The organism is Chitinophaga deserti, from assembly GCF_003149455.1.
Classification (GTDB): domain Bacteria; phylum Bacteroidota; class Bacteroidia; order Chitinophagales; family Chitinophagaceae; genus Chitinophaga; species Chitinophaga deserti.
The window spans coordinates 222500-235952 of sequence record NZ_QFFK01000001.1; the positions used below are offsets into that span (position 1 = coordinate 222500).

At 51.5% G+C, this 13453-nt stretch carries 10 protein-coding genes; 8 read left to right on the forward strand and 2 right to left on the reverse strand.

The genetic code is table 11. From position 1 onward, the window contains the following. The first annotated feature begins 429 nt into the window (after positions 1-429). A complete protein-coding gene (locus tag DEV76_RS00855; protein ID WP_109694145.1) occupies positions 430-708 on the forward strand; it encodes an HTH domain-containing protein in 279 nt (92 codons plus the stop codon). 356 nt (positions 709-1064) lie between these two features. On the opposite strand, the gene DEV76_RS00860 is transcribed toward DEV76_RS00855, so the two are convergent. Then, positions 1065-1655: a hypothetical protein gene (locus tag DEV76_RS00860; RefSeq protein ID WP_157962644.1), complete on the reverse strand. Its 591-nt coding sequence runs from the start codon at positions 1653-1655 to the stop codon at positions 1065-1067. A gap of 69 nt (positions 1656-1724) precedes the next feature. Here DEV76_RS00860 and DEV76_RS00865 point away from each other — a divergent pair, with 69 nt between their 5' ends. The 7 genes from DEV76_RS00865 to DEV76_RS00895 all read left to right on the forward strand — a co-directional run bounded on the left by DEV76_RS00865 (position 1725) and on the right by DEV76_RS00895 (position 11156). Further along, positions 1725-4148, forward strand: a complete 2424-nt coding sequence (locus tag DEV76_RS00865; protein ID WP_109694149.1) for a glycoside hydrolase family 95 protein — start codon at positions 1725-1727, stop codon at positions 4146-4148. Between the two features lie 140 nt (positions 4149-4288). After that, positions 4289-5356 (forward strand): sensor histidine kinase, encoded by a 1068-nt coding sequence (locus tag DEV76_RS00870; RefSeq protein WP_109694151.1) that lies wholly within the window; start codon positions 4289-4291, stop codon positions 5354-5356. After that, complete coding sequence (locus DEV76_RS00875) at positions 5353-6063, forward strand: LytR/AlgR family response regulator transcription factor (protein WP_198651896.1); 711 nt, start codon at positions 5353-5355, stop codon at positions 6061-6063. Before DEV76_RS00870 ends, DEV76_RS00875 begins: the two co-directional genes overlap by 4 nt. A gap of 29 nt (positions 6064-6092) precedes the next feature. Beyond that, positions 6093-7292, forward strand: a complete 1200-nt coding sequence (locus DEV76_RS00880; protein ID WP_109694153.1) for an erythromycin esterase family protein — start codon at positions 6093-6095, stop codon at positions 7290-7292. Between the two features lie 42 nt (positions 7293-7334). Continuing rightward, positions 7335-8891 (forward strand): mechanosensitive ion channel family protein, encoded by a 1557-nt coding sequence (locus DEV76_RS00885; RefSeq protein WP_109694155.1) that lies wholly within the window; start codon positions 7335-7337, stop codon positions 8889-8891. Between the two features lie 70 nt (positions 8892-8961). Next, positions 8962-10095 carry a sensor histidine kinase gene (locus tag DEV76_RS00890; protein ID WP_109694158.1) on the forward strand — a complete coding sequence of 378 codons (1134 nt, stop codon included), beginning with the start codon at positions 8962-8964 and terminating at the stop codon, positions 10093-10095. Next, positions 10092-11156, forward strand: coding sequence for a response regulator (locus DEV76_RS00895; protein ID WP_232826840.1), 1065 nt, complete (start codon positions 10092-10094; stop codon positions 11154-11156). The genes DEV76_RS00890 and DEV76_RS00895 overlap by 4 nt, the downstream gene beginning before the upstream one ends. Here the strand turns inward: DEV76_RS00895 and bglX are convergent, their stop codons facing one another. Then, positions 11157-13382 carry a beta-glucosidase BglX gene (bglX, locus tag DEV76_RS00900; protein WP_109694160.1) on the reverse strand — a complete coding sequence of 742 codons (2226 nt, stop codon included), beginning with the start codon at positions 13380-13382 and terminating at the stop codon, positions 11157-11159. Positions 13383-13453: the final 71 nt, after the last annotated feature.

Below are 13453 nucleotides of genomic sequence, written 5' to 3' on the forward strand. Positions count from 1 at the left end.
TGGGATGCAGGCAGGTGGCAGTAGATCAGGTACCCAATGGCTACCCAGAGGCTACCCATTCTATTTGTTAATAAAAATCAAAATATGACATATTTATAACATGCCGTTAACAAGGTAAGAAACGGCTGTAATGTAATATTGGTACATGATTCAAGCTCCAGGTTAACCGTTAATAAGGCAACCTCTTTTATGAGGTTGCCTTTTCAAATAGTTCGCCTGCTGCCATAATATTGCAGGACTGCGGCGTAATTTAGAGGCGAATCCTATTTAAGCAAAACAGTACTGTTTATTCGTTAACCTTTAAACCAATACCCGCGAATGATGTGATTTTTCAACTTTTTTAGACACAGACACAGTGAAGTCTCAATTCCATACCAGGACACATTCGTTAACAACATTTACAATTTAGCTTAAACCCCCTGTTGATCCATGCCAAAGCGTTATTTTGAAAGACTACAGACCATCGATTACCTGATCCGTATTAAAGGGACCGGCAAGCCAGCCCAGCTCGCCAAGCGCCTCCGGATCTCGGAACGTACCTTGTACGAGTTCCTCAAACTCATGAAAGATCTGGGAGCTCCCATTGAATATGACAGATACAAGGAAAGCTATTATTATGGGGAAAAAGGTGGATTTAATATCAAATTCACCAAGCTGCTGGCCGGGCTTACCTCGGCAGTACCCATGCTGCTGATCATTTTCTCATAAAGGAGTCAGCATTATTTTATCGTCACCAATGCGCCGGTTAACAATCAATTAACTCCCGTGTGCATCCCTAAAAGCTATTTTGTTGCCGTATTCATACCACGGCAACAAAGTAGCTTTTTGCCGTTTTGACTACTCCGTCTGACATCCGAATTCACACATCCGGCAGTTGCTTTTCCCCATTATTAATTGCATGAGCGGGTTTCTTTTCAGTTACCGGCCTGCAATTTTTTCTGAGAGGAGGCGCCTGTCCAGCGATATATCGATTTATTTATAACGCGGTTAAGATCAAACGATCTACTTAGATGCTTAGACAATGCGGGTTTCTTTTCAGTCACCTGCCCCTTCCCAAACCGCTGTCACTTTCCCTGTGCCCAATCCTCTTCCTGCCAAACCTGCCCCGGTTGCCAGGCCGGCCCTTTCGCATAGGCAAATCGCCTGTTGGCGCCCAACAGCTTCACCACCCGTTTATCATCGGCTGCAAAGTGCCAGATGTACTGCGCCTTCTCTTTCCCACTCTTCTGCCGCACCGGTATTAACATCAGCTCCAGTATCCCGCCCTCACTTCTTGTCACCTTTACATCCATCCCCCAGTCCGGCGCATCATTCATCTCTACCGCCAGTAAAAAATCTTTTCCGTAACGCATAGGAAACGCCTGCTTCTGTAAAATGGGATAAGCAGATGCGATGCAATTGTTCACATCCGAACTGTCTTTCAATACATATACGTTGAAGTCACCACGCCCTTTACCTGCGGCCAGTGTATCGCTGTATGCAGGGTTACCGCATGGTGCCAGATAGCGGTAATCGCCAACAGCAACGTATGAAATATCGGGTATCCCTGACCTGGGAGCGTTGCTATGGCAGGAAACAAGTACCCACAACAAAGGGAGATAAACACGCATCCGGTAATTTACGAAGAAGCCGCCATTCGTAAGTGTTGATGCCATTTTATCTTTTCCCGTTGCTGCTTTACCACACGCTTTCTTTTTAGCTGTAATCCGGTTATATTTAAACATATGAACCACGTGCTACTCCCGGCCCTGATGGCCGTATCCATTGCAGCAACCGCCCAGCAGCGGACTGATCAGACACTTTACTTCGATAAGCCCGCCAATTATTACCAGGAGGCCCTCCCATTGGGGAACGGCACCCTCGGTGCCCTGATTTATGGCGGCCCGGTGCGCGACCGCATTTCTCTGAACGAAATCAGTTTATGGTCCGGCGGTCCGCAGGAAGCTGACAACGATACTGCTTACCGCATCCTCCCCCGCATCCGTGAATCACTCCTTGCAGGTCGTAACAAGGAAGCACAAACACTCCTGCAGCAGTACTTCATCTGTAAAGGCAAAGGCTCGGGTCATGGCAATGGCGCCAATGTTCCCTTTGGCTGTTATCAGACCTTTGGTGACCTCACCCTCAACTGGAAGGATACCACCGCACCTTTCAGCGCATACCGCCGTACACTCGACCTCTCCACCGCCGCAACACGTACCACCTGGCAGCGTAACGGCATCACATACACGCAGGAAGCCTGGATAAGCGCCCCTGCCAATGTACTGGCCGTGCGCATCACTTCCTCCAGGAAAGGCGCAGTTTCCTTCACCGCCGCCCTTTCCCGCCGCGAGAAAGCTGCCACCCGTTCCGAAAACGGATTCCTCATCATGGAAGGGCAACTTAATAACGAGAAAGAACCGGGAATGCGCTTTGCCGGAGCACTCTCCGCGCAGCTCACCGGTGGCCGTAGCACTGCTTCTGCGGATGGACTCACCATTGAAAATGCAGATGCCGTTACTCTTTATTTTTCCGCAGCAACAGATTATAATAATACCGACTTCCGCCAGCGTGGTCCGGCTCCGTTACCCGTTGTGCTTACACGCCTCAATGGTGTGAAAGGCAAATCGTATGATGCACTCCGCAAAGCACAGCAGCAGGCGCACCAGGCATATTATAACCGCAGCTCTTTTACACTGGCGGCTAACGCTGCCGGTGCCAATGCACTCACTACTCCGGAAAGGCTCCGCCGTTATTTCGATGGCACACCCGATCCGCAGTTGCCTGTTCTGTATTACAACTATGGCCGGTACCTGCTCATCGGCTCATCGCGCCCCGGCTTCCTCCCTGCCAACCTGCAGGGCCTCTGGGCACCAGAGTATCAGACACCCTGGAACGGAGATTATCATATCGACATCAACCTCCAGATGAACTATTGGCTGGCACCCATCACCGGCCTCGACGAACTCTCCGAACCGCTTCACCGCTATATCCGCCTGCTGTCTAACGAAGGTACCCGTACAGCGAAAGCGTATTACAATGCCCCCGGTTGGGTGGCGCATGTGATCGCTAACCCCTGGGGCTTTACATCGCCCGGCGAAGGGGCCGACTGGGGCTCTACCCTCACCGGCGGTGCATGGCTATGCGAACACATTTGGGAGCATTTCCGCTTTACACGCGATACTGCTTTCCTCCGCGAATATTATCCGGTATTAAAAGGCTCGTCTGACTTCCTGCGTGCCATCCTTATCCGCGAGCCGGAGCATGGCTGGCTGGTAACAGCGCCTTCCAACTCGCCTGAGCACAGCTTCATTATGCCCGATGGTACCCGTGCCAGCACGGCAATGGGCCCTACCATCGACATGCAGATCTGCCGCGAACTCTTCGGCGCATCCATTGAAGCATCGCGCATCCTGAATACCGATGCCTCCTGGCGTAAGGAAATGGACAGTGTGCGTGCACAACTGGCGCCGAACCAGATCGGTAAAAAAGGAGACATCAACGAGTGGCTGCACGACTGGGAAGATAACGAGCCCCACCACCGCCACGTTTCCCATGCATACGCCTTGCATCCTTATGATGAAATCACTCCCTGGAAAACGCCTGAGCTGGCGGCAGCCATGCGCGAAACTCTCCGCCAGCGTGGTGATGATGGTACCGGATGGTCGCTCGCGTGGAAGATTAACTTCTGGGCACGCCTGCAGGATGGAGATCATGCCCTTGGCCTGATTCACAAGCTGCTGCGCCCGGTAGATCCCGCCAATGCACGCGGAGGCGGATCTTATCCCAACCTCTTCTGTGCCCACCCTCCCTTCCAGATTGATGGTAACTTCGGTTTCACCTCCGGTGTGGCGGAAATGCTGCTGCAAAGTCATGGCGACTCCACCGTTATCCGCTTCCTCCCCGCTCTCCCTACCGAAGCCGGATGGCAGCAGGGCAGTGTGAAAGGGCTCAGGGCACGCGGGGGCTTTGCTGTGGATATGGACTGGAAAAATGGCGCTATCGCTACCGCGAAGATCCGTTCCCTCAAAGGCGGTCCCTGTGCTGTGGTAGTACCTGCCGGCAAATCAGTTTACAATGCCAAAGGCGTAGCCGTTTACAAGGCTCAAAACGCAGCCCGGCAAACCTCGTTCCCCACGGTGAAAGGGGCAGTATATTCCATCCGCTGATAAAAACTGACCATACCTGAGAGCGCCCCGGAACCGGGGCGCTTTTTTTATTGCAGGTACTTCCCGCCATTCACCGGCTATTTCCACCATCCGGCTGATTGAATTTCTTACCTTACTCTATAACGACTAGTTTTGATTCCATGAAACTGCAATACCGATACTGGATAAGCCAGCTCCTTGGCTGGGCCATCTTCACTTACCTGTGGAGCAATCTCCGGATAGATGGCTTCGGGTTGCGGAGTGATGTGTTTGTCGATTACGATTACTACTTCCATATCGCTAACGGAATATTCTGTACTCACCTGCTGCATCTCTTCATCCGGAAGCAGGGCCTGGAGCGTATGCGGTTCGGTGGGGTGTTCCCTAAACTCTGGCTGGCCGTGATCGGCACCTCCATCCTCCTGGTAGTGAATATGGGTATCCTGTCTGTATGGGAAGCAGGCGGATGGAAATCCTTTTCCTCAAACGGACTTAAAGAAAGAGACGGCCTATCCGCCAATGCGCAATTAATCATCGTCTTTATCCTGATCATCTTCGTATGGCACCTGCTCGTGTGGTTATGGGTGGCCATCTATTTTGCACTGGCGCAGGGCCGCATAAAAAGACAGGAACTGGAAAGTGAGAACCGTTTGAAGCAGGCGGAGCTGGATAATCTGAAAACCCGCCTCAATCCGCATTTCCTGTTCAACTCACTTAGCAGCATTCGCAGTCTTATCGCAGAAAATCCCGAACGGGCACAACGGGCGGTGGGCGAACTGGCGGAAGTACTACGCAGCGCTATGCTTTCTGAAAGGCAGCAGCTCATTGCTTTCGACAAAGAACTGGAAGTGGTGAAGCATTACCTCGCAATTGAAAAGATCCGCTTCGAAGAAAGGCTGCTGATAGAATACACCATAGGCCCGATTCCTGAAAAACAAACCATGCCGCCCATGCTGTTGCAGACACTCGTGGAAAATGCCATCAAGCACGGGGTATCCAAACGCTCTTCCGGTGGCACTATACATATATCAGCAGCAACCAAAGGCAATCATTTCATTATACAGGTCGATAATACGGGGCAGCTTACGGAGCCCGGTTCAGGCGATGGTTTCGGCATCAGCGGTACACTTAAACGCCTTGCGTTGCTATATGGAGAAAAAGCAACTTTCCGCATCGCCAATATTTCCGACACTACCGTGCGTGCCACGGTTAAACTACCCGCAGCATGATTCAGGCACTGATCATAGATGATGAAAGGCTGGCCCGGAGCGACCTCCGGGGTGTACTCAAAGCCTTCCCTCAAATAACCATCACAGGGGAAGCTGCCAATATCCGGGAGGCGGAAGAGATGATCATGCGCCTGCGTCCGCAGCTCCTTTTCCTCGATATAGAAATGCCCGAAGGCAATGGCTTCGATCTGCTGGAACGGTTAACAACCACACCCCATGTTATTTTCACCACCGCCTATGATGCCTATGCCATCCAGGCGTTTGAGATCAATGCGCTCGATTATCTGCTGAAACCCGTAACTGAAAAACGGCTGGAAGAAGCGCTGGCCCGTATACCGGCCACAGTTCCTGCAGCCTCTGCCGCATCCTACTTTCCCATCCATGAAAAGATCTTCGTGAAAGACGGAGACCGTTGCTGGTTTGTGCCGCTGGCAGATATCCGGCTGCTGGAAGCCGCTGATGATTATGTGCGCCTCCGCTTCGGGAAGCATGCGCCTTTGCTGCCCCGCAGCCTGCAATCGCTGGAGCAGAAGCTGGATCCGCAATTCTTTTTCCGTGCCAGCCGCCGCCATATCGTGAACCTGCAGCACGTACAATCCGTTTCCCTGCTGCCTTCACAATTGTTGCAGCTGGAGATGACAGACGGTTCCACCGTGCCTGTTAGCCGCCGCCAGACGGCACTCTTCCGTGAGCTGCGCGGCATCTGATCCGATCCTCCATCAATAATCCATATAACATGAAACGCATCTGCATGCCGTTACTGGCACTCCTTTGTATGTACACAGGCGCGATAGCCCAGCAACCTTACCGCCTTCAAAGCACCGATCCTGTTACCTCCTATGCTGACCTCCTTCCGCTAAAAGCATCCCTCTCCTCCGCCACAGTGATCGGTGCCGGCGAAGGCACACACGGTTCCCGGGAGTTCTTCAGGATGAAGCACCGCTTATTCCGTTTCCTCGCTGAAGAAATGGGATATACTGTTTTCGCGATGGAAGACAGTCCGTATGGCGCCGCTCTTATCCAGCAATACCTCGAAACGGGCGTAGGCAACCCCATCGCCATTATCCGTGAGCATTTCCATAAAGTATACCAGGTACAGGAACTCGCTGATCTCGTTTACTGGATGCGCAAGTACAATCTTGCCCACGATAAAAAACTCCGGTTCACAGGGTTCGACTGCCAGCAGATGCATTATTTCCATCAGGGGCTTACTGAAATCTCATCCCGTTACAATTTGCATTGTTTCAACCCGCTGCTGGAATATAGTGCAGATACTGCCGTCCCCTTCACACAGGCTATGATACCCCTGATCAGGATTGCAGACAGTTTAGCCCTTATTCTTCCTCAAAAAAACGATAGTGTTCCGGCAGAACAATGGCAGCTGGCAAGGTTCTATCTCGATAATATCAGGGCTGCATCTGTTGAGTTCCTGGCGCAGGAAGGAGACTGGGCTAAATCCATGAATACCCGCGATTCCATGATGGCCAGTAATGTGCAGTGGATAAGGGAAAAATACAAAGGGGAAAAGATGATGCTGTGGGCACATAATTCACACCTCGGCAACTACTATATTGACTCCATGGTGGTATTCAAGCCCATGGGTGCACACCTTCGGGAAGCATATGGCAATCATTATGTAAACATTGCGATGCTCACCGGTTCCGGCACTTATCGCGCGCAGGCTGAACTCAGGAGCGATCCAGATAGCGGTCATCTTATTATCCCTCCCCTTCCTGGCTCTGTAGATGCACAGTTGCAGCAATTCAAAGTCCCACTGTTCCTGCTGCCTTTAAAGAAAGCTAACCTCGTTGGCAGAATGCGTACGGTAGGCGTATATGCTTCTGAGCATCAGTTTACGCTGCTACCGGTAAAACTGCAGGAGCGTTTCGATTGGGTGCTGTATGCAGAAAATACCACTTCCGCCATAACGCTCTGATTTAGCGGCAATTTGTTAAATTACATACAAACCCATGTTTGTATGCACCACTGGAAAATAGTATGGCTCGTTCTGTGCCTGCTTACCGGACTACGGTCTGTAGCACAGGACAGCCTTCCCTCCGCCCCTGTAATATTCCAGGGAGATACCTTGTTTGTGCTGCAAACAGCTCCCCACAATCTCCACCTGCACGAAAGGGCGGCCCTTATCAGCAACAGGCTTACCGCTATTTACAACCAGCACGACTTCCGTCCGGATTCAATGATACTGACAGAAGACACGGTGGCCTCCCGGATTATGTATAAAGGGCAGGTGATTATGACCATCACCTCCCGTGATGCCGGCTTCACCGATCTCGACAGGACCATGCTTGCCAGTAATTACCTGTCAGTCATCAAAGAGAAGACCGGTGAACTGCAATCCTTTTCCAGCTTCCGGCAGGTGATGCTCTTTGCCCTAGAAGCGCTGGCAGTACTGGCAGGATTGCTCGTGATCATCTGGCTGCTCAACAAATTGTACCGCCGCATCAAATACCGGTATGCGCGCCGTACTTACAAACCCTTTGTGGTCAACAACTATACCCTCCTCTCGGGCGACCGCGTGCGCGGGCTCTGGCTTAAAACAGTAGCCATCATCCGGCTGGCGGCACTTCTTATCATCGTTTACTTTACACTACCCATATTATTCGGCATATTCCCCTGGACGGAGAAGCTGGCAGAAAGGCTGCTCACTTATGTGCTCGATCCGCTGAAAGATATCCTCCGCAATATATTGGCCTACATACCCAACCTGCTTACCATCCTCGTCATTTACCTCTTCACCCGTTATATTATCAGGCTGGTACGATTCATGGCGGGGGAGATAGAAAGGGGCGTATTGCAGATCAGGGGCTTTTATCCGGATTGGGCGAAGCCTACCTATAACATCGTAAAGGTGCTGTTGTATATCTTCATGTTTGTGGCTATTTATCCGTATTTGCCGGGATCTGGGTCAAGGGTATTCCAGGGTGTGTCGGTATTTCTGGGATTGCTGATCTCCATCGGCTCATCGTCGGCCATCGCCAATATGGTGGCGGGCGTAGTGATCACCTATATGCGGCCATTTAAGATCGGGGAAAGGATACAGGTGGGTGATGTAACGGGTGATGTGATTGAGAAAACCCTGCTGGTAACGCGCATCCGCACTATCAAAAACGAAGATGTAACCATCCCCAATGCCGTAATTCTCGGCGGCAGAACCATCAATTACTCCTCCTGTGCCCAGGAACCCGGGCTGATCCTTCATGTGGAAGTAACGATTGGTTATGATACTCCCTGGCCTAAAGTGCATGCTCTATTGCTGGAAGCGGCGTCCAAAACGGAAGGCCTGCTGCAGGAGCCTAAGCCTTTTGTGCTGCAAACGGCCCTGAGCGATTACTATGTCAATTACGAAATCAACGTGTATACGAAGACGCCGGAGCGGATGGCAGTGCTGTATTCCGAGCTGTATAAGAACATATTGGACACATTCCATAATGCAGGGCAGGAGATTATGTCGCCCGCGTATCAGGCCTACCGGGATGGCAATACGCCTGCAATTCCGAAATCGGACGAAAAATAGTGACTTTCGTCATGCCGGTCAGACAATAGGCCCTTAAATGTTATCTTTGCAGTTAACGTAAGTAATCCACATGTTTCACTTCGGCCAACGGCAGACGCTCATCATCTCGATCTTCATCATGCTGGTGACCGCATGCCTGCTGGTTTGGCGGCCCGATTACAACTTCTTCGACGGAGGGCTTATCACCGCCATCCTGCTCACCATCTTCATCAAAAAAGACGCACCTACCCGGTTTATGGGCATCGCCTGTACCGTACTGGTAGTAGTGATCGCGTGCCTCCCGCATAAGAACCCCAACCTTGCGGAAGTGTTTATCGAGCACTTCTTCTCCCTCATCCTCGTTATCAGCTCCACCATGCTGGTGCTGTTCCTGAAACGGCTGTACCGCACCATGCAGGAACTGAACCAGGCGCTGGAAAAGGAAGTAGAGAAAAGAACCGCCAATCTGGAACTGGCCCTTTCACACCTGGCCTCTTCACAGGCTGAACTGAAAGACGCACTGGAAAAGGAAAAAGAACTAAACGAGATCAAATCCCGCTTTGTATCCATGGCCTCTCATGAGTTCCGCACTCCTTTGAGCGCCATCCTTTCTTCCGCAGCCCTCATTGCCAAATATCCCAATACAGATGAACAGCCCCGCCGTGAAAAGCATGTGGGTAAGATCAGGGAATCCGTGATACACCTCAACGAGCTGCTGGAAGACACCCTTTCACTGGGCCGTATTGAAGAAGGCAAAGTGCATGTTCATCCTGAAGTGATTTCCCTCTCAGCCTTCGCGCAGGAAACTGCTGAAGAAGTTCAGGGCCTACTAAAACCTGGACAGATACTGCAACCCGATGTGCAGGCCAACCTACAGGTGATATCCGACAAGCGATTGCTCAAACATATTTTCGTAAACCTCCTCACCAACGCCATTAAGTTCTCCCCCGCCGGCACCTCCATCGGCTGGAAACTGTGGGAACAGAACGGACAGATATGGGCTGAAGTAGCAGATCAGGGAATGGGTATCCCGGAAGAAGATAAAGCGTATCTGTTCAGCAGTTTCTTCCGCGCCCGTAACGTGACCAACATCCAGGGAACCGGTCTGGGCCTGCATATCGTAAAAAGGTATGTAGACATGCTGCATGGCGAAATAGGCGTAGCGAGCGAACTTAACAAAGGCACCACCATTTCCATCAATTTTCCAAACCTTCCTTCCACATGATAGCGACGATACTGGTAGTAGACGATCACCCCGGCATCCGGGAAAACGTAGCGGAAATTCTCACGCTTGCAGGATACAGGGCACTCGAAGCCGAAAACGGCAAACAGGCTGTTGAAATGGCACGCGAACATCGCCCCGACCTCATTATCTGCGACATCATGATGCCTGAGCTGGACGGCTACGGTGTACTGCATATGCTCCGTAAATATCCCGAAACAGAACATATCCCTTTCATCTTCGTAACTGCCAAAACAGACAGGAGCGACTGGCGTAAAGGCATGGAAATGGGAGCCGACGACTATATCACCAAACCGTTCGAAGATGTGGAGCTGCTCACGGCCATTGAAACACGGCTGAAAAAGCAACAGTTCCTCCAGGAGAAGTTTGCTGCTGCCAGAACACAATCTATCGGCACTATGCTCCAGGACTGGCAGGCCTCCGGCCTCCTGCAGCTCGATCTTGACAGTTACGACGTAGCGCCTTATGCAAAGAAGCAATCCGTATACCGCGAAGGCAAGCACCCGCAATTCTTATACTACGTGAAAAGCGGTAAGGTGAAAGCCTTCCGCCTGAATGATGATGGCAAGGAATACATCACCAACCTCTTCGGAACCGGGGATTACTTCGGCTATGTGCCCCTGCTGGAAGATCATGTGTATGAAGAAAACGCCGAAGCCCTCGACCAGACGGAGCTGGTACAGATTCCCAAAGAAGTGTTCCTCGAACAACTGATGAACGATATCAGCGTGGCGCGCACTTTCATCAAGCGTATCGCCATGGAAGTGAAGGAAAAAGAAGACCGTTTACTCCAGCTCGCGTATGACTCTTTAAGGAAGCGCGTGGCAAACGGCCTCCTTGCCATCCACGACAAGCTGCATCTGGAACAGCAGCCCGATGCCCTCATAGAATTGTCCCGTGATGACATTGCACGCTTTGTAGGTACGGCAACCGAATCTCTCATCCGCACGCTCAGTGATTTCAAATCGGAAAAGCTGATAGAGATGCAGGGCACCCGAATCCGTATCGTACAGCCCGACCTGCTGCGTAAGCTCCTGTATTAATCAGGGTTTCAGCTCAAATTTTACTTCCTGCACATCGCGGCTGTTGGGGCCTGCCTGTAAGCGAAATTCACCAGGTTCCGCTACATAACGCATGTTACGGTCATAGAATTTGAGGTCTGCAGCAGTAATCTCGAAGCGTACCTCCTGCTTTTCTCCCTTTTTGAGGAATATCTTTTTGAAGCCGCGCAACTCCTGCAGTGGCCGGTTTACGCTGGCCGTAACATCGCGCAGGTACAGTTGCACCGTTTCATACCCATCGTACCCGCCGGTATTGGTAACAGTTATTGAAGCGCGGAGGCTACCGTTCATGGCCATAGTATTTGCACTTAGCTGCAGTGGTCCATATTCGAATGTAGTATAGCTGAGACCAAAGCCAAAGGGGAACAATGGATCGTTGGCAACATCGAGGTATTTGGAGGTGTATTTATTATTGGCATCCAAGGGGCGGCCGGTATTTTTCCGGTTGTAGTAGATGGGTATCTGCCCTACATTCCTGGGAAAGGTCATCGTCAGTTTACCGGATGGATTGAACTTTCCTAAAAGCACATCCGCAATGGCATGCCCAGCCTGCGTACCACCAAACCAGGTAACGAGAATAGCTGGTACATGTGCGTTTTCCCATTCCAGTGTAAGCGGCCTTCCGTTGAAGAGGGTTAGCACCACAGGTTTACCGGTTTGCAGCACCGCTTCCAGTAATCGCTTCTGCGAAGCCGGGATTCCTATATCCGACCTGCTGGCAGCTTCTCCACTCATACCCTGCGACTCTCCCAGTGCCATTACCACCACATCTGCACCCCGACCCCGTACCACATCCAGTGCTTCCTTCAGCATGGCATCTTCATCTCCTACCTGTAAACCCAGCTTACCCATCAACTGCGCATCGCTGGTTACCTGCGCACCCTGTGCATATGTTACTGTTATACCAGCTTCTTTCAGTCCCTGCAGTAAAGTGACAGACTTCTTGTAATCCCCCGCGGCAGACCAGTTGCCGATCATATCCCGCTGCGAATCTCCCAGTGGTCCTATCAGCGCCACTTTAACACTTTGCTTCAGGGGCAATACCTGTCCTTCGTTCTTTAATAAAACGACAGACCGTTGCGCAGTTTCGCGGGCAACCTGCAAATGTTCCGGCCGCATGTTAACACTTGCAGCGCGCTGGGTATCACAATACCGGTACGGGTCCTGAAACAGGCCCAGTTTGTATTTGGCTTCCAGCACTCGGTATACGGCATCATCGATCAGCTTAACCGGTATTTTCTTATCCGTTACGAGCTTCTTCAGCTGGGTGGCATATACGCTGCCCTGCATATCCATATCTACCCCGGCCTTCAATGCCAGTTCTGCTGCCTCGTATTCATTCTTCACGATTCCATGAGGGATCATTTCGTTGATAGACGTGTAGTCTGTTACCACAAACCCTTTAAAGCCCCATTCTTTGCGCAGCAACTCTGTGAGCAGCCAGCGGTTACCGGTTGCAGGAATACCGTCGACTTCGTTGAAAGATGTCATGGCCGTGGCAGCGCCGGCTTCTACTGCAGCCTTGTAAGGCGGGAGGTAGTACTGGTACATCTGACGGCGGCTCATGTCTACAGTATTGTAATCCCTGCCCGCTTCTATGGCGCCATACAGGGCAAAGTGCTTTACACAGGCGAGAATGGTATTGGTGGCAGCAAGATCGTTGCCCTGGTAGCCGCGTACCTTTACCCTGGCAATTTGTTCTCCCAGCCAGGTATCTTCCCCTACACCTTCCGCTACACGCCCCCAGCGGGGATCACGGGCAATATCCACCATGGGGGAATAAGTCCAGTGGAGCCCATCGGCACTCGCTTCTTCTGCTGCAATGCGTGCGGTTTTCTCCATCAGCGGGAGGTCCCAGGTACAGGCTTCACCTAAAGGGATGGGGAAAATGGTTTTATGTCCGTGGATAACATCGTACCCGAATAACAGGGGGATCTTCAGCCGGGTTTTCATGGCCATGTCCTGCAGCATACGGGTATATTGGGGAGTATATGCGTTGAAAATGGCACCGCAGGCACCACTGAGGATATCCTGTTTGTAATTCTCCTTCATAAACGGACCAGTAACGTCCATATCGCTGGTCAGGAGGTTCAGCTGACCGATCTTCTCATCGAGGGTCATCCGCTGGATCAGAGAGGTCAGTAAGCGCTGTTGCTGCGCGTTAGCCGCGCTGCCTGCCAGCAGCAATAGGGCGAGGATGCATTTCATAAAAAAGCGGCGTTGATATGCATAATCAACGCCGCTACTTCTGCATTGTTCATTGCGGTGCAGTCCCGCCG